At 64.4% G+C, this 15,939-nt stretch carries 16 protein-coding genes; 5 read left to right on the top strand and 11 right to left on the bottom strand.

Annotation, left to right across the window (positions count from 1 at the left end; all coding sequences use genetic code 11):
- Positions 1 to 127: 127 nt before the first annotated feature.
- The 6 genes from dld to lepB form a co-directional block, all read right to left on the bottom strand.
- Positions 128 to 1,834: a D-lactate dehydrogenase gene (dld, locus tag ACVOL0_RS13715; protein ID WP_481549573.1), complete on the bottom strand. Its 1,707-nt coding sequence runs from the start codon at positions 1,832 to 1,834 to the stop codon at positions 128 to 130.
- A complete protein-coding gene (gene lldD, locus ACVOL0_RS13720) occupies positions 1,831 to 2,970 on the bottom strand; it encodes an FMN-dependent L-lactate dehydrogenase LldD (RefSeq protein WP_481549574.1) in 1,140 nt (379 codons plus the stop codon). Before lldD ends, dld begins: the two co-directional genes overlap by 4 nt.
- Positions 2,971 to 2,973: 3 nt before the next feature.
- On the bottom strand, positions 2,974 to 3,738 hold the full coding sequence (lldR, locus tag ACVOL0_RS13725; RefSeq protein ID WP_481549575.1) for a transcriptional regulator LldR: 765 nt from the start codon (positions 3,736 to 3,738) through the stop codon (positions 2,974 to 2,976).
- A 54-nt stretch (positions 3,739 to 3,792) separates the two neighbouring features.
- Positions 3,793 to 5,451, bottom strand: a complete 1,659-nt coding sequence (gene lldP / locus ACVOL0_RS13730) for an L-lactate permease (RefSeq protein ID WP_481549576.1) — start codon at positions 5,449 to 5,451, stop codon at positions 3,793 to 3,795.
- A 157-nt stretch (positions 5,452 to 5,608) separates the two neighbouring features.
- Positions 5,609 to 5,833, bottom strand: coding sequence for a hypothetical protein (locus tag ACVOL0_RS13735; RefSeq protein WP_481549577.1), 225 nt, complete (start codon positions 5,831 to 5,833; stop codon positions 5,609 to 5,611).
- On the bottom strand, positions 5,818 to 6,438 hold the full coding sequence (lepB, locus tag ACVOL0_RS13740) for a signal peptidase I (RefSeq protein ID WP_481549578.1): 621 nt from the start codon (positions 6,436 to 6,438) through the stop codon (positions 5,818 to 5,820). Before lepB ends, ACVOL0_RS13735 begins: the two co-directional genes overlap by 16 nt.
- 193 nt (positions 6,439 to 6,631) lie before the next feature.
- Between lepB and ACVOL0_RS13745 the strand changes: the two genes are divergently transcribed.
- From ACVOL0_RS13745 to ACVOL0_RS13765, 5 genes are all read left to right on the top strand, one after another.
- Positions 6,632 to 7,045 carry a hypothetical protein gene (locus ACVOL0_RS13745; protein ID WP_481549579.1) on the top strand — a complete coding sequence of 138 codons (414 nt, stop codon included), beginning with the start codon at positions 6,632 to 6,634 and terminating at the stop codon, positions 7,043 to 7,045.
- 3 nt (positions 7,046 to 7,048) lie between these two features.
- Positions 7,049 to 7,498: a 3-dehydroquinate dehydratase gene (locus ACVOL0_RS13750; protein ID WP_481549580.1), complete on the top strand. Its 450-nt coding sequence runs from the start codon at positions 7,049 to 7,051 to the stop codon at positions 7,496 to 7,498.
- Position 7,499: 1 nt separating this feature from the next.
- On the top strand, positions 7,500 to 7,706 hold the full coding sequence (locus ACVOL0_RS13755; RefSeq protein ID WP_481549581.1) for a hypothetical protein: 207 nt from the start codon (positions 7,500 to 7,502) through the stop codon (positions 7,704 to 7,706).
- Between the two features lie 605 nt (positions 7,707 to 8,311).
- Complete coding sequence (locus ACVOL0_RS13760) at positions 8,312 to 8,743, top strand: hypothetical protein (protein WP_481549582.1); 432 nt, start codon at positions 8,312 to 8,314, stop codon at positions 8,741 to 8,743.
- Positions 8,740 to 9,177 (top strand): hypothetical protein, encoded by a 438-nt coding sequence (locus ACVOL0_RS13765; RefSeq protein ID WP_481549583.1) that lies wholly within the window; start codon positions 8,740 to 8,742, stop codon positions 9,175 to 9,177. The genes ACVOL0_RS13760 and ACVOL0_RS13765 overlap by 4 nt, the downstream gene beginning before the upstream one ends.
- A 242-nt stretch (positions 9,178 to 9,419) precedes the next feature.
- Here the strand turns inward: ACVOL0_RS13765 and ACVOL0_RS13770 are convergent, their stop codons facing one another.
- The 5 genes from ACVOL0_RS13770 to ACVOL0_RS13790 form a co-directional block, all read right to left on the bottom strand.
- Positions 9,420 to 10,280 (bottom strand): PA4780 family RIO1-like protein kinase, encoded by an 861-nt coding sequence (locus ACVOL0_RS13770; RefSeq protein ID WP_481549584.1) that lies wholly within the window; start codon positions 10,278 to 10,280, stop codon positions 9,420 to 9,422.
- 265 nt (positions 10,281 to 10,545) lie between these two features.
- Positions 10,546 to 12,102, bottom strand: coding sequence for an FAD-binding oxidoreductase (locus tag ACVOL0_RS13775; protein WP_481549585.1), 1,557 nt, complete (start codon positions 12,100 to 12,102; stop codon positions 10,546 to 10,548).
- 14 nt (positions 12,103 to 12,116) lie between these two features.
- Positions 12,117 to 13,697 carry an alpha/beta hydrolase gene (locus tag ACVOL0_RS13780; protein WP_481549586.1) on the bottom strand — a complete coding sequence of 527 codons (1,581 nt, stop codon included), beginning with the start codon at positions 13,695 to 13,697 and terminating at the stop codon, positions 12,117 to 12,119.
- A 9-nt stretch (positions 13,698 to 13,706) separates the two neighbouring features.
- On the bottom strand, positions 13,707 to 14,714 hold the full coding sequence (locus ACVOL0_RS13785) for an NADP-dependent oxidoreductase (protein WP_481549587.1): 1,008 nt from the start codon (positions 14,712 to 14,714) through the stop codon (positions 13,707 to 13,709).
- Positions 14,714 to 15,886, bottom strand: coding sequence for an acyl-CoA dehydrogenase family protein (locus ACVOL0_RS13790; RefSeq protein ID WP_481549588.1), 1,173 nt, complete (start codon positions 15,884 to 15,886; stop codon positions 14,714 to 14,716). The genes ACVOL0_RS13785 and ACVOL0_RS13790 overlap by 1 nt, the downstream gene beginning before the upstream one ends.
- Positions 15,887 to 15,939 lie beyond the last annotated feature (53 nt).

Consider the following 15,939-nt stretch of genomic DNA (forward strand, 5'->3'; position numbering starts at 1 on the left):
TTTTCTTTTTTATTTTTTTTTTTTTTTTTTCTCGCTCGGGGGGGGGGCGCCGCCCCCCGCTCCCTTACCACCCCACCCCCGGGCGGGGCGCGCCCCCCCCCCCCCCGCGCCCACAAACGCTGTCACCTCAATGCCCGCTGCAATCACAACCCTTCCAGCCCGGCTGCTTGCTGGTCTGGCCAATGCCCGGGTTGAAGGTATTGCTGGGGTCCAGCTGCTGGTAGAACTGCGCCAGCGCCGGCTTGGCCGGATACAGGTGACCGACGTTGTGCTCAGCCGGGTACTCGGCACCGCGTTCGTCCAGCAGCTTCCACATGGCGTGTTCGATCGCCATCGGATCTTCACCCTTGCGGGCGATGTAGTCCTGGTGGAACACATGGCACAGGAAGTGACCGTAATAGAGCTTGTGCAGCAAGCGCGCGTCCAACTCGGCCGGCAGTTGCTCGAACCACTCGCGGTCGTCGCGGCGCAGGGCGATATCCAGTGCGACGATGTCCTGAACCTGCGCACGATGCACTTCGCGGTAACGCACCGCCGCGCCAGCCACTGCGAACCGGTGCAGGAATGCCTTGCGACCTTCATCCGGCGTGCAGTGGAAGTAGTCGCCTTCATGCCCGGCGAAGAAGCCGCGCAACCACTGCTCGGTCGCCGCCGCATCCTGTGCGGAAACCTTGACCAGCAAATGGTGCTCGTAGCGCTGGCGGAATTCGCCCATGCGCTTGGGCAGATGCGCGGGCAATAGTCCGGTCAGCAGCTGCATCGCGTGATCGGTGACACCGCGCAGGCCCAGTCGCTCGAACCAGCCATCAACCCGGCTCTTCAAGGCGAATGCCGCCGGTACCCGTGCCGTGCCCAGCTTGTCGATCAGCAGAAAGGTGTCCTTGCCGTAACGCTCACCGATGTCATAGGCGACGCGGTGGATGTACTCACCGGAGATCGGCAGGCGCTCGAAGCCGGTCAGCAGCTGGCGGCGGATCGCGGTAAGGCTTTCGGTGCTGTTGCTGCCGATATAGAACACCTCGGCCGCCTCCTTGGCGAAGGTATCCAGGCGCACCGCGAATACGGCCAGCTTGCCAGCCGAACCCGCGGCTTCGTAATGACGGCTGGGGTCGGCGTTGAAGCGCGCAGGCGTTGCCGCGTCCACCTGCCGTACCTGCTCTGCATAGCGCGGATCGGAACCGGCGCGCTCACCATCAACGCGCACATCGGCGGGCTGGTAGTCGCCGGCCTGCAGGCGCTGCAGGATTTCTTCCGCCGTGTCGCCCAGGGCAATGCCAAGATGGTTCACCAATTGCAGGCGGCCATCGCCATCCACCTGCGCGTACAACGCCATCTCGGTGTAGGCCGGACCACGCCGCACCAACGAGCCACCGGAGTTGTTGCAGACACCGCCCAGCACCGAGGCACCGATGCACGAGGAACCGATTACCGAATGCGGCTCGCGCCCAAGCGGTGCCAAGGTCTGTTCGAGTCGGTCCAAGGTAGCGCCGGGCAGGCACAGCACCTGCCGCCCTTCATCGAGCAACTGCACGCCGGTCAGCCGAAGCGTGCTGATCAGCACGATCGGCCGACCATAGTCGTTGCCATCCGGCGTCGAGCCACCGGTCAAACCGGTATTGGCCGCCTGCAGGATGATCGCCGCCCCGCCCTGCACCGCTGCCTGCAAGGCGCGCCACATCTCCAGCAAGCTTCCCGGCCGCACCACCGCCAGCACAGCGCCATCGCCGAAGCGGTAACCCTTGCGGAAGCGACGTGTTGCCTTGTCGCCAGTCAGCACATGGGCGTCACCAATGACGCTGCGCAGCTGTGCCAACAGTGCTTCGTTCGCACTCATGCCAGGTTGACCAGCGAGTCGCGGCTGATGTCGGCAATGCGACGTGCACCGGTCAGCGTCATCGCCACGCGCATTTCCTTGGCGATCAGGTCCAACAGATTGGCCACGCCGGCCTCGCCCTGTGCGGCAAGCGCGTAGACGAAGGCACGACCGAGCAGCACGCTGTCAGCGCCGAGTGCGAGCATGCGCACCACGTCCAGACCGGTGCGGATGCCCGAGTCGGCCAATATCTTCAGATCGCCCTGCACCGCATCGGCAATCGCCGGCAAGGCGCGTGCGGTGGACAGCACGCCATCCAGCTGGCGGCCGCCGTGATTGGAAACCACGATGCCATCAGCGCCAAAGCGCACCGCATCGCGGGCATCGTCCGGATCGAGTATGCCCTTGATCACCATCGGCCCCTTCCAGAATTCGCGGATCCATTCCAGGTCCTTCCACGAAATCGACGGGTCGAAGTTGTTGCCCAGCCAACCGATGTAATCCTCCAGCCCGGTCGGGCTGCCGCGGTATGCGGAGATGTTGCCAAGATCATGCGGACGGCCAAACAGGCCCACGTCCCAGGCCCAGCGTGGATGTGTCATCGCCTGGCCGATGCGGCGCATGCCGGCATTCGGGCCACTCATGCCCGAATGCGCATCGCGATAGCGCGCGCCCGGCACCGGCATGTCGACGGTGAACACCAGCGTGGTGACACCGGTAGCCTGCGCGCGCTCCAGCGCGTTGCGCATGAAGCCGCGGTCGCGCAGTACATACAGTTGGAACCACATCGGTCGCTTGATCGCTGGCGCCACTTCTTCGATCGGGCACACCGACACCGTCGACAGCGTGAACGGAATGCCACGGCTGTCCGCCGCGCGCGCCGCCTGCACTTCGCCGCGGCGCGCATACATGCCGGTCAGGCCGACCGGTGCCAGCGCAACCGGCATTGCCAGCTTCTCGCCGAACAACTCGGTTTCCAGGCTGAGCTCGGACATGTCGCGCAGGATGCGCTGGCGCAGCGCGATGTCGGACAGGTCGGAAACATTACGTTTGAGCGTGTGTTCGGCATACGCGCCGCCATCGATGTAGTGGAACAGGAACGGCGGCAGACGACGCTGTGCGGCCGCACGGTAATCGGTGGAGGCGGAGATGATCATGGGTCAACCGTGGGATGAGGGAAGCCGCGAAGCACGGGCACGCCGCGCCTCGTCTTCATCGAGCGTGCGCAGCGTGGTGTGCACGAACTCAAGATGGGTATGCGCTGCGGCACGCGCACGCTCGGGGTCGCCGGCCAGCACCGCATCCATCATTTCGCGGTGCTGGTCGGACAAAGGGGAAAACGTCGTCGATGCGGTGTAGAGCTTTTCGCGACTCTGCGAGATATTGGTCTGCAGCAGCTCGAACAGGCCGCGCATCACCTGCAACAGCACCAGATTGTGCGAGGCCTCGGCGATGGACAGATGGAAGGCGGCATCGGCGCGCGCTTCGCCGGCCGGATCGTCCTTGCCATGCGCGTCCATCATGGTCTGGAAGGCCTGCGCGATGCGTGCGCGGTCGTCGTCGGTAGCCCGCAACGCGGCATGCCAGGCGGTTGCGCCTTCCAGCGCGTGGCGGATTTCCAGCACGTCGAAGCGGTATTCCGGATCGCCCTGGAACAGCGGCAGGTACGGCACCAGCGGTTCATCCAAGGCCTGCCGCGCACGCGCAGCCGGCTCGGCCACATAGGTGCCACCGCCAACCCGCGCCACCAGCAGGCCCTGGCTGCCCAGCTGGGCAATCGCCTCGCGCAGCGCCGTGCGCGAGACCCCGAGCTGCACCGCCAGCGCGCGCTCGGAAGGCAACCGGTCACCCGGCTGCAGTTGTTGTTCGTCCACCAGCACGCGCAGCTGCGCGGCCACCTTGTCGGAAATACGTTGCGTACTCATGCCGACATTGTGGCCCGAAGCTGAGCTGCGTTGGCGGACGCGCGCGGCCATGGCTCAGGGGATCATCCAGGTCAGCCAATAGGCCTGCGCGGTGGTGATCAGGCCGACCATCACCGTGAAGATCAGGCTGTGCTTGACGGTAAAGCGGAACAGGTCCGATTCCTTGCCCGCCAGACCCACCGCCGCACAGGCAATGGCGATGGACTGCGGCGAGATCATCTTGCCGGTGACGCCGCCGGTGGTATTGGCGGCGACCAGCAGCACTTCGGACACACCAATCTGCTGCGCGGTCGTCGCCTGCAAGGCCGAGAACAAGGCATTGGACGAGGTGTCCGAACCGGTCAGGAACACGCCCAGCCAGCCCAGGAACGGTGAGAAGAACGTGAATGCCTTGCCGGTATGCGCAAGCGCCAACGCGAGTGTCGCCGACAAGCCGGAGTAGTTGGCGATGAAGGCGAAGGCCAGCACCATGCCGATCGAGTAGATCGGCATCTTCAGCTCATTGACGGTCTCAGCGAAGGTGCGCACCGCCGCACGTACCGGCATGCGCAGGTAGATGATCGCAATCACCGCCGCCAGCATGATTGCGGTGCCGGTGGCCGAGATGGCATCAAACTTGTACACGGCCTCGTAGGCGGTGGGCGCGTTCACGATCGGCGGCATCTTCTGCACCAGCTGGTCCAAGCCCGGTACCGGCAGCTTCAGCACCCAGCTCTCCAGCGGGCCACCGGTGGCGAACAAGACCTTGAACGGCTTGATGCTCCACAGCGTGACCATCGCGGTGAGGATCAGGAACGGCGACCACGCCTTGGCGATCTGGCCGGCGCTGTAACGCGGTGCGGCCGATGCCTGCGCGGCAGCGTCAGCACTGGCTTCGGTTTCAAAGCGGAAGATGCGCTTGGGCTGCCAGCGACGCAGGAACAGCGTCAGGCACACCAGCGATGCCAGCGAGGCAGTGATGTCAGGCAGTTCCGGGCCGATGAAATTGGAAGTCAGGTATTGCGCGATGGCGAAGGAACCACCGGCGATCAACACCGCCGGCCAGGTTTCCTTGATGCCGCGCCAGCCATCCATGATGGCCATGATCCAGAACAGCACGATGATGGTCAGGAACGGCAGCTGGCGCCCGGCCATCTGCCCGATCTCGAACGCATCCAGGCCGGTGACCTGGCCGGCGACGATGATCGGAATGCCCATCGCACCGAAGGCCACCGGCGCGGTGTTAACGATCAGGCACAGGCCGGCGGCATACAGCGGCTTGAAGCCCAGCCCGACCAGCAACGCGGCGGTGATCGCCACCGGCGCGCCAAAACCTGCGGCACCTTCAAGGAAGGCGCCGAAGGCGAAGCCGACCATCAGCATCTGCAGGCGCTGGTCTTCGGTCACCGACAGGATCGAGGCGCGGATGATCGCGAACTGGCCGGTCTTGACCGACACCTTGTACAGGAACACCGCACCGATGATGATCCAGGCAATCGGCCACAGCCCGTACAGGAAGCCGAAACCGGCTGCACCCAAGGCCTGCGACACCGGCATGCGATAGAACAGCAACGCGACCGCCAGCGCGATGGCGACGGTGATGGTGCCGGCCAGCCAGCCCTTCATGCGCAGCACCGCCAGGGCGACGAAGAAGAAGGCGATCGGCAACAGCGCGATCAGGCTGGACAGCCAGAGGTTGCCAGCGGGGTCGTACAGTTGTTCCCAGGGCTGCATGCAGGTTCTCGTCAAAGGCGAAAGGCGGCCCACCCGAAGATGGCGTGGCGGCGGTCGCGAATATTGGTATTACCAATATTCAATCCATCTGACCAACGAACCGCGATTGAATCGCCGTTTCCGCGAAGATCCTATTAGACCATAGGGTTAGTGAAGATTATTGGTCGTACCAATATTCGGATTTTGTAGGAGCGGCGTAAGCCGCGAAGCCGATATCAGTACAGCCACCCATCCACTTGCCACTGCATCCATGCAGCTTGCCGGCGCCGTCAGCTTCGCGGCTTACGCCGCTCCTACAAGAAGAGACAAAAACAAAGGCAAAAAAACGGCACGTCTCCGTGCCGGTTTTTTCTTCGCTGTTGCCAGTTACAAGCGCTGCCATTCCGGCCCTTCCCCGCGTCGCCAATACACCGCCACCGCCTTGCCATAGACCGCATCAGCATCCACCAAACCGAAGAAACGCCCATCAAAGCTGTTGCCACGATGGTCACCCACCACCAGCAACTTGCCGGCCGGAATGGTGATGCCCTTGATGTCCGGGCCACCGCCATCCTGCAGGTCCAGCTGCACCTGCTTGTCGCCGAACAACTCCCGCGCCACGTCCTGGCGCAGCGCTTGCTCGTTGATGAACAGATAACCGTCATACAACTGCACGCGATCACCGGCTACAGCCACCACACGTTTGATCAGCCGCGTGCCATCGGCCGGTGAATCGAACACCGCCACGTCGCCACGCTGCGGTGCCTGCCCGGCCAGCAGTCGCACATTGGTGAAAGGAAGGCGCAGTCCGTAGGCACGCATATCCACCACCACCCTATCGCCCGGCTGCAGAGTGGGCTGCATCGAGCCGCTGGGCACCTGGTAGTGATTGGCCAGGCTGTCGCGGGCAGCGAACAGCAACAGCAACATCACCAGCAAGGGCAGCACTTCGCGGCGCATCCAAGCCACTGCTGGATGCGGAGAAGCAACAGACGCGGTCTCATTCATGGCCAATCACCAGCTCCGGGGTCAGCCAACTGACCGCCAAGGCCAGTCGAAGTTCCCGGTGACTGCCACCCACAGCGTCGCAAGCTTTGCTACGCAGACTTTACGCTGCCGCGCCCACCCACCATGGCGATTTGATGCAGCAGCGGCGCATCGTGGCACCACCGCGCCGCATGGCGCTTGAACGTGGTGCTACATGAGCGTTTTACTGATCCGGCATACCCGCAACCCAGCAGTGCCGGATGCATCCCTTCTGCCTGCACAGCTTGCAGGGCAGCCGCTGCAATGCCTGTACTGCGGTTCATTGCCCGCACTGGCGCAATGCCTGCAGAACGCGCAACACCCGGCGCCGAGCTGGGTGTTGATCGAGAACACCGCCACCGATGATACGCAGTGGGCACTGCACGGTCGCAGCGTGTGCAACGCCTTGGACGCCCTGCCGGCGCCGTACATCGAAATCGCCCGCAGTGACGCCGATACGCTGGAAACCCATCTGCATCCCCATCATGCCGCCACTGCGGTGGTGGTCTGCAGTACCGGTACCGACGATGCGCGACGCTTGTCGCTGGCGATCGCCACGCGCCTGCTCGGCAACGGACAAGGTGCCTGAGTCATGGCCATCTTCATCGTACGTGGACCCGATACCTGCGATGCGCAGCTACAGGCTGCCGTGCCGCTGCCAAGCCCGGTGATGAACGCCTTGGTGCACCGCGCACTCGATGTCGGCATCAGCGTTGCACAGCGCAACTGCCGCTCCGAACAGGAGCTGCTGGACGCGCTGTACGCGGCCGACCACAGCCCGGACGACGTGATCCTGCTCGCCCCGGCAGCCTGCGTGCACAGCCTGCGCCTGCAGCGGCTCCTGCCGCGCCTGCGCAATGCCTATGTGGAAGTACACGAGGACGCCAGCGACTCGCCGCAATCCTGCCTGCCGGAGCACCTTGGTCGTCGTCTTGGCATCGCCCAGGGCTATTGCGCGCAGAGCTATGTGCTGGCCATGGAGCTGGCGCTGGAACACCTGTGCTGCAGTGATGTCGGTGATCGCGTGCATGTAGGCACCTGAAATGGATGCGCATCGCTACATCGTGGGTTACGAGGTCTACCTGGATGGCCATCCGTTCTGGTGGGGGCAGCTGGCACTGCGCCTGGATGAAGGCGATCCATTGTTGTTGCAGCCACAGGCGCTGCTGGATCATCTGTGCGTGATGGCGGCAAAGCGACATGATGTGGCTGCGGCGCAGGTGCGGTTGAAGATGATCAGTCGGTTATAGCGGATAGCTCCTCTCTATCGGCTTCGCGGCTTACGCCGCTCCTACACAAGGCTGGTGGATTGCTTGGAAAGCCCTTTGCCGAGCATGGCTCGGCACTACATGCTGACGTCTGGCCCACTTTCACCGTTTGGCATCGCCACATACACTCGGCCTGCCTTCCCTGAACTGCAGGTCGTTGGCTGCACATGCCTTTACTCAACGGTTTCACGCTGGGCCAGGAATTCGATATCGAAACGGATCTGGTACAGGCATGTACAGAACAACCCAACCGTATCCTGGAACAGCTGGTTTTCAGCTCGGAACTGGACTTCGAACCCTGCCGTGAGCTGCTCGAGAGCAGGCTCACGCTTCGTTACGGACCATCTGCAGCGCCAGCCTTGAGCGCAAGCGGAGAGGTCTCCGTCGCCTGCTATGGCTTCGCAAAGGGCGCAACACGGGTTACCGCCCAGGTTTCCTGCGAAGGACCAGACTACCGCTGCCATGGTTTCATCCATGCCACCACTTGCTGGCAGCCGGATTCGGGTTCGTGATTCGCTATCATCGGCAAGCGGACGGATACACGCCTGCGTGAAGCACGCATTCGATTCCCAAGGACGATCCCTGACATGAATAGTCATTCCATGCTGCTGTGCCTGCTGCTTGCCGTTACGCCGGCTGTTGCGGCCGATGCCCCGGATGAGGCTGCCACCTTGGCCATCCTCACTGCCGGCCATTGGCAGTCGGGGCAACAGCAAGGGGTTTATCGGGTGCGCCTGGAGAACGTGGGCTTCGAGCACGTGTCCTGCCGCGTCTGGATTGAGTGGCTGAGCGCACCGGCAGCCGGAAAACCCTTTGCGATCGTTGCAAGGCGGCCATTGGCCGAGGTATCTGACAGCTTCTGGTCGTGTCCCAACCGAGGCGACACCGTCGTGCTGAGCGACGCAGCGCTGCAACTTAATCTGGTCCATGCCTATTCGCTGGAGCCACGGGTGCTCAATGTGGCGCTGGGTGCGCCGGGGCACTACCAATTGCAGGCCAAAGGGAATACATCACCGTGACCAATGGAATCTCCAGCACTTTCCTACTGACGGCGAGTACTTCACGTTCGATTGGCCGCAGCCTGTTGTTGCTGGGAGTGCTGCTGCTGGGCGCTTGTGCAACCCGTCCCGGCCCGCTGGGTACGCTGTCCAACATCGTGGTTACCGGCAGCGGCGTCGACAACGAGCGCGATGCGCTTCTGTGCGATGGATTCAAACCTGATCCGCAGCAGCTGCGTGCGTTCTTCCGCCATGCCGTGTTGATCACCCCGCGCCAGCAACATGATTTTTTCCTGCACGGCCCCTGTTATGTGCGCGGCACATTCACTACCCGCTATGAGCGCTGGCATTGGGAGCTGCGCAATGGAGGCACTGCGCGGGTTACTTCGGCTGCGGGTGATGATTCTTTTCTGCTCGCCGATCCACGCGAGGAATCATCGCTTGGCGATGAGTGAGGCCTGCGCAGCTCTGTAGTGCCGAGCCATGCTCGGCAGGGGCGTTCCCGGCAAGGCCGCTGCCTAGCATGGCTCGGTCCTACCGCGACTGTTCCCTCCCTTTTGCGCAGCAAAGGGGAGGCTGGGGAGGGGTTGGCTTTTGCGGCCTTTCGAGCGCTGCCTGCTTCGCGGCTTACGCCGCTCCTACACAAGGCTGATGGATGGTTGGGAAAGCCTCTGCCGAGCATGGCTCGGCACTACCTTCAGTAGTCTTCTTCGGCGGCGGCTTCGCGGCCTTGTTGGCGGATCAGGGCTTCTTCACGTGCGTCGTTGATGGCGTGACGCACGCTATCCAGGTCCACTGCATGCTCGTCCGGGGTGAACTCGCCAGTCAACACGGTGTCAGGTAGCAGATCGCCGGCCTGGAACAACTCCCACATCTCTTCGCCGTACCAGGTTTCCAGCAGTGCCGGCGCGCTGCGCCCAAGATAAGCAGTGAGGTTGTTGACGTCGCGTAGCAGCATGGTGCGTGCGGCGTTGTTGCCGCCTGCACTCACTACCTGCGGAAAATCAATCACCACCGGTCCATCCGGCCCAACCAGCACGTTGTACGGCGACAGATCGCCGTGGATCAGGCCGCAGCACAGCATCAGCTTCACCTGCTGCACCAGCACGGCATGGAACTCACGCGCCTGTTCGGCACTGAGCTCCACCTCGCCCAGGCGCGCAGCGCTGAAGCCCTCGGCGTCGGTCACCAGTTCCATCACCAGCACCCCGTGGAAGTAACCGAACGGCTCCGGCACACGCACGCCGGCGTCGCGCAGCTGGTACAGCGCGTCCACCTCGGTGTTCTTCCAGGCCGCTTCAGCCTGCTTGCGCCCGTAGTTGCTGGCCTTGCCGATGGCGCGGGCCTCGCGGCTGCCACGTACCTTGCGGCCTTCCTGGTACTGCACACGCTGCTGGAAGCTGCGCTGCGCCATGTCCTTGTAGACCTTGGCACAACGGATTTCGTCGCCGCTGCGGACGACATAGACCGCTGCTTCCTTGCCGCTCTTGAGCGGGCGCAGAACCTCGTCGATGACGCCGTCGTCTATCAGTACCTGCAGTTGTTGGGGTGTTTTCACAGTGTCTCGGAGGATGCGGGTGGCGGTTCGATCAGCATCGAACGTGGGCCGTCCGGGTGGGATCAGGCGGGCATATTGTTGCCGATGGTACGGAAACCGGCCAGCCATGGAAGTGACGGGGGTTCAGGCTGGGCAGTTCCGCCGGCACATAGGCGAACGGCCAGGCATTGGGCCTGGCCGTTGGTCGGTGATCGCAGGTCGCAGCAGGCTGCGCCCACCCTCTCCCCAACCCCTCTCCCGGAGGGAGAGGGGCTAGAGCGCAGCCTCAGCGGCTCAACACGCCGGGGTTCATCAGACCCTTGGGATCAAGCTGGGCCTTGACCGCATCCAGCACGGCCAATGCCGCCGGGTCACGGCCGGCGCGGTAGTCGTAGAACTTGCCCAGCTGCAGGTTGGCAGCGCCATGCGCACGCATGGTGTCGGCGATCTGCCGCTTGAGCGTGTCGGCCGCCGCACGTGCGTCCAGGTGTTCACCGGGGCAGCCGATGCGCTCGCGGTGGTCGGCATCGACAGTGCGCACGTGGAAGGCGTTGTGGCTGTCCGGCCAATAGATGCAGGGCTCGATCACCACCGTCTGCGCGCCCACGCTGGACAGCAGGGTGCCGATGAACAGGCCGTGCTTGTCCATGGTTTCCTGCTCGCGCGCGAACAGGTCCTGCAGGGCATTGAACATACTGGTGGCCTTGGAATGCGGCACCAGCGCGTGCACCGGCGCCCAGCGCTCGCCCTGTGGGCCGAGCATCGAGTTCCAGGCCGCGAACGGATTGGCCGCCATCATCTTGGCGATCGACGGTTCGATACTTTCACCGAACTCGCCCACCAGCTTGCGCGCACGCGCCACGCGATCGGCTACCTCGGCGGCGCTGTCGCCTTCCAGGGTGATGTGCAGCGAGAACTGCTCCTGGTCAACGATGTCGCGGCCCTTCACCGCCAGCTTCAGGCCGGAGATCAGGCCGCCCTTCTTGATCACGTTGGTCAGCGCCTTGACGTCGCTGGACAGGCCGGCGCGGCGCATGCGCACGCGAGTCAGCGCCGGGTCGAAGGCGGCCGTTTCGCTGGCCAGGCCATGCCGCGAGAGCACACCCAGGGCACCGAACAGGCCTTCGGCGGTCGGGAATTGCCAGGACAGGTAGTCGATATGCGCGTGCTTGGGAATGAGCTTGAGCACGATGCGCGTCTTGATGCCGAGCAGGCCGCAGTCGCCCAGGAACAGACCGGTCAGGTCCGGCCCGTACCAACGGAAGAACGGGCTGGTATTGGCCGCGGCCGCCGAACCGGTGGTGAGGATGTCGCCATTGGCGGTAACCACCTGCAGGCCCAGCACCACATCGGCCGAGCAGCCATAGCGGGCGGTGCCGTGGAAGATCGCGCCCTGCGACATGCCGCCACCCACGGTGGCATGCGAGCCGGACATCGGCCCGAAGTACGGCGTGCGTACGCCCTTGGCATCCAGCGCTTCCTTGAGCGCGCGCCAGGTGACGCCGGCCTCGACCACCACATAGGCGTCTTCCAGGTTGATCTCGACGATCTTGTCCAGCGCGCCGGTGTCCACCAGCACCGCCGGGCTCTGCGCGGCGATATAGCCGCCGGTGTAGCTCATGCCACCGCCACGGGCGATGACCGCCACGCCGGCATCGGTAAGCTGCTTGACCGCATCGGCCAACTGCTGCGCGTCGTTCGGGCGCAGCACGGCCAGCAGCGGCTTGCCCTGCGAATAGACGTCGGTGGAAAAGTACTCAAGCTCGCTCGCATCGGTGACGATGCTGCCGCCCCAGCTGGATTGCAGGCGGTCGATAACGGCGGTTGCGGTGTCGTTGCTCATGGGGGTCCTTCGGCTCAGGCAGACAGGGCGGCAGCGCGCCCCTGGTAATCGGATTCGGCATCGCCAACCACGCGCAGCGGCACCGGCAGGGCACGTAGCCGCGCCGCCAGATCCGCTGCGGTGACATCGCGCAGCAGGCCATGCAGGCGACTGCCAAGACGCAGCAGTTCAACAACATTGGCATGTACCAACGCAGGCGCAGGCGCATCCACACGGCGGCGCGCAGCAGCGCTGGGCAGCAGCCACGGCCATAGCAGATGGCGCTCGCGCTCCCATTGCCAGGCATCGCACAGATAGCCGCCTGCACGGTCGATGACGGTACTGGGAAGCCCCTGCAGCAGCACCGCCTGTTCTTCGGCGTTGAGCAGCCATGGTGAATGCAGTACGACCTCGCTGACGCGCGCGCCCAAGGCATCCACCAGCGCAGGAACGTAGCCCGCTGCTGCGCCATGGGCTTCGATCTGCAAGGGCAGATCGGCACTGTCACGCAGCGCGTCCAACAAGGCAGCGACCACGCTGGCGGCATCCAGCCCAGCATCGCTTTCGCAGGATGCACCGTGGCCGGGGAGATCCGGCAGCAGGCACGCACTGTCATCGGCATCAAGCTGTTGCGGCATCAACGGCCGGGTGCCGGGCGCATGCAGGCATAGCCGCAGGGGGCCCTGCCCTGCCCGCTCCCAGACCGCCATATCGCCGCCAGCGGTAGCGATGATGCGTCGCTGCCAGCGATTGTTCGCCGCTACGCCAGCCCTGCAAGCAACGAAGGCCGGCTCGGCAGCCAAGGTCTGCGCCAACCACGCATCCATGCTGTCGAGCATCGCCGGAATGCCTGCGCGCTCTTCAACCACCGCAACATTGTCGGGTAGACCACGCAGACGCGGCAGATGCGCCAGCAGCGGATCGCCGTGGCGATAGACCAGCCACGACGGCATCTGCAGCTGCTGCAGCCAGAAGTGATCATTGTGGCGGAACGCCGCAGCGTAGCCTGCGCGATAGGTATCACCCACATCCAGCACATCCATCACCATGTCACGGGTGCTTTCCGTGGTCTGCGGTGGAATCGCCATCGCCGCTTCGGCGCGGCCGTCGTACCACGGGAAGTAATACTTCTGCTCGCGCATGCGTGACCACAGCCAACGCAGGTGCGAGCCATCCCACTGCGGCACGAAAGGCGGCAGATAGGCATCGCCATACAACGCGCTTTCTTCCGGAGTGAAGGCCGCATAGCCGTCCACCACCAGCGCAGCCACACGCTCAGGCGCAGCCCAAGCCAACCAGGTGGCGATCAGCCCGCCGGTATGCATGCCGAACACCGCAAAACGCTGCAGGCCGATGGCATCGGCGAACTCCAGAGTGGCAGCACCGAACTCGGCAATCGTCATTGGGTTGCCGGGCAAGGCCTCCGAATAGCCGAAGCCGGGCGTGTCCGGCGCGATCACCGTGTAGCGGTCGGCATAGCGCTGCTGCATCTGCGCCCACATCCGCGAGTTCTGCGGCGACTGGTGGATCAACAGCAGGGCCGGGCCACTGCCGGCGATACGGTAATGCACCTGCCGCCCGTTGACGGACACGAAGCAGCGTCGGATCTGGGTCATGCGTATTCCTTAAAGCCGTACCAGCGCCTTGCCCAGGTTCTCGCCCTTGAGCAGGCCAATGAAACCAGCCGGCGCAGCGGCCAGCCCGTCGTGGATATGTTCGCGGTAGCGCAGCGTGCCTGCGGCGATCATCTGCGCCAGCTCCGCGCGGCATTGCGCGAAGTCTGCCAGGTGGTCGTAGACCACCAGGCCTTCAAGCCGTGCACGCGTCCCAATCACCGGCCCCAGGTTGGGCCCGGCCGGGCGTTCGGCGCGGTTGTACTGGTCACTGAGCCCGCACAGCACCACCCGTGCATGCAGGCGCAGCAGCGACAACGCGGCCTCCAGCACCGCGCCGCCGACATTGTCGAAATAGCCATCAATGCCGTCCGCGCAGGCGGCGCGCAGGGCCTGGGCAAAGTCCGCATCGCGATAGCTGACGCAGGCATCGAAGCCGAATTCATCGGTAACGATGGCGCACTTCTGCGCGCTGCCGGCAATCCCGACCACGCGGCAACCGGCGGCCTTGCACAGCTGGCCGACCACACTGCCAACCGCACCGGCGGCGGTGGATACCAGGATGGTTTGGCCGGCCTTTGGTTGCAGGATCCTGCGCACGCCGGCCCAGGCGGTAAGCCCAGGAACACCGAGCACGCCAACAGCTGTGCTGGCCGGCGCCAGCGCCGTATCCACCACGGCGGCGGTGTTTGCATCAATGGCGGCGAATTCGGCCCAGCCGGTCATGCCGGTAACCACCTCGCCGATCTGGAAGCGCCCGCTGCGATCTTCAATCACCGTGCCGATGCCGTAGCCCGGCACGATGCTGCCCAGCGGCGGGCAGGGCAGCGCGTAACGGCCACCGAGCTGCGCACGCAGGAATGGGTCCAGCGACAGATGGCTAACCCGCACCAACAGCTGGCCATCACCGGGCACCGGCAACGGCAGCTGCTGCATTTCAAAATCCTGCAGCTGCGGCAGGCCTTCCGGAATCTGCCGCAGGCAGACGGCCTGCATGCTGCTGTGCAGGCCGTCCATCATCAGAACGCGTTGATGCCGGTCAGCTCGCGGCCGATCACCAGCTGGTGCACGGTCTCGGTGCCTTCGTACGTGATCACCGACTCCAGGTTCAGCGCATGACGGATCGCACCGTGCTCGGTGGTGATGCCGGCACCGCCAAGCAGGTCACGGCACTCGCGGGCGATGTCGATGGCCAGGCGGCAGTTGTTCCACTTGGCCAGCGAGACCTGCTGCGGCTGCATTTGTCCTGCGTCCTTCAAACGACCGAGCTGCAGCACCAGCAACTGGCCGGCGGTGATGCGGCGGGCCATGTCGGCCATCTTGATCTGCGCGCTCTGGGTGGCAGCCACCGGGCGGCCGAACAGGATGCGCTCCTTGGTGTAGGCCAGCACTTCGTCCAGGCAGGCGATCGCAGCGCCCAGCGGGCCCCAGGTGATGCCGTAGCGGGCCTGGGTGAGGCAGCCCAGCGGGCCCTTCAGGCCCTTCACGTTGGGCAGGCGGTTGGCATCGGGCACGCGCACGTTGTCGAAGAACAGCGCGCCGGTCACCGAGGCGCGCAGGCTCATCTTGTGCTTGATCTCCTGGGCGGTGAAGCCCGGCGTGCCCTTCTCGATGACGAAGCCCTGCACGCCTTCGTCGGTATTGGCCCAGACGATGGCGATATCGGCGACCGAGCCGTTGGTGATCCACATCTTGGAACCGTTGATCACCCAATCACCGCCGTCCTTCACCGCGCGGGTCTTCATGCTGGCCGGGTCGGAACCACCATGGGCTTCGGTCAGGCCGAAGCAGCCAATCACCTTGCCGCGCGACATGTCCGGCAGCCAGCGCATGCGCTGCTCTTCCGAACCGTAGGCATAGATGGGGTACATGCACAGCGAGCTCTGCACCGAGACGAAGCTGCGCAGGCCGGAATCGCCGCGCTCCAGTTCCTGGCAGATCAGGCCGTAGCTGACGCTGTTCAAGCCGGCGCCGCCGTACTGTTCCGGCAGCGAGCTGCCGAGCAGGCCCATGTCGGCGATCTCGGGGATCAGCTCATTGGGGAAGCGGCCCTGGTCGAAGCAGTCGCCGATGATCGGCAGCACGCGCTCATCGGTGAAGCGGGCAACGGAATCCTGTACAGCGCGTTCTTCCTCGCTCAGCAGCGAACGCACGTCGAACAAATCGTAGGGGTTCAGTGTCTTCAGGCTCATTACTGTCTCTGGAAGGCGCATCCGCGCCCGGAAGGTAGGGGATAAGGTAGTTC

This window comes from Stenotrophomonas sp. STEN021, from assembly GCF_056760175.1.

Coding starts and splice junctions, on each gene's coding strand:
- ACVOL0_RS13750 (WP_481549580.1), top strand. CDS start 7,049: ATGGCCATCTTCATCGTACGTGGACCCGATACCTGCGATGCGCAGCTA.
- dld (WP_481549573.1), bottom strand. CDS start 1,834: ATGAGTGCGAACGAAGCACTGTTGGCACAGCTGCGCAGCGTCATTGGT.
- ACVOL0_RS13790 (WP_481549588.1), bottom strand. CDS start 15,886: ATGAGCCTGAAGACACTGAACCCCTACGATTTGTTCGACGTGCGTTCG.
- lldP (WP_481549576.1), bottom strand. CDS start 5,451: ATGCAGCCCTGGGAACAACTGTACGACCCCGCTGGCAACCTCTGGCTG.
- lldR (WP_481549575.1), bottom strand. CDS start 3,738: ATGAGTACGCAACGTATTTCCGACAAGGTGGCCGCGCAGCTGCGCGTG.
- ACVOL0_RS13780 (WP_481549586.1), bottom strand. CDS start 13,697: ATGACCCAGATCCGACGCTGCTTCGTGTCCGTCAACGGGCGGCAGGTG.
- ACVOL0_RS13745 (WP_481549579.1), top strand. CDS start 6,632: ATGAGCGTTTTACTGATCCGGCATACCCGCAACCCAGCAGTGCCGGAT.
- ACVOL0_RS13760 (WP_481549582.1), top strand. CDS start 8,312: ATGAATAGTCATTCCATGCTGCTGTGCCTGCTGCTTGCCGTTACGCCG.
- ACVOL0_RS13735 (WP_481549577.1), bottom strand. CDS start 5,833: ATGGCAGCGCTTGTAACTGGCAACAGCGAAGAAAAAACCGGCACGGAG.
- ACVOL0_RS13775 (WP_481549585.1), bottom strand. CDS start 12,102: ATGAGCAACGACACCGCAACCGCCGTTATCGACCGCCTGCAATCCAGC.
- ACVOL0_RS13785 (WP_481549587.1), bottom strand. CDS start 14,714: ATGATGGACGGCCTGCACAGCAGCATGCAGGCCGTCTGCCTGCGGCAG.
- lldD (WP_481549574.1), bottom strand. CDS start 2,970: ATGATCATCTCCGCCTCCACCGATTACCGTGCGGCCGCACAGCGTCGT.
- lepB (WP_481549578.1), bottom strand. CDS start 6,438: ATGAATGAGACCGCGTCTGTTGCTTCTCCGCATCCAGCAGTGGCTTGG.
- ACVOL0_RS13755 (WP_481549581.1), top strand. CDS start 7,500: ATGGATGCGCATCGCTACATCGTGGGTTACGAGGTCTACCTGGATGGC.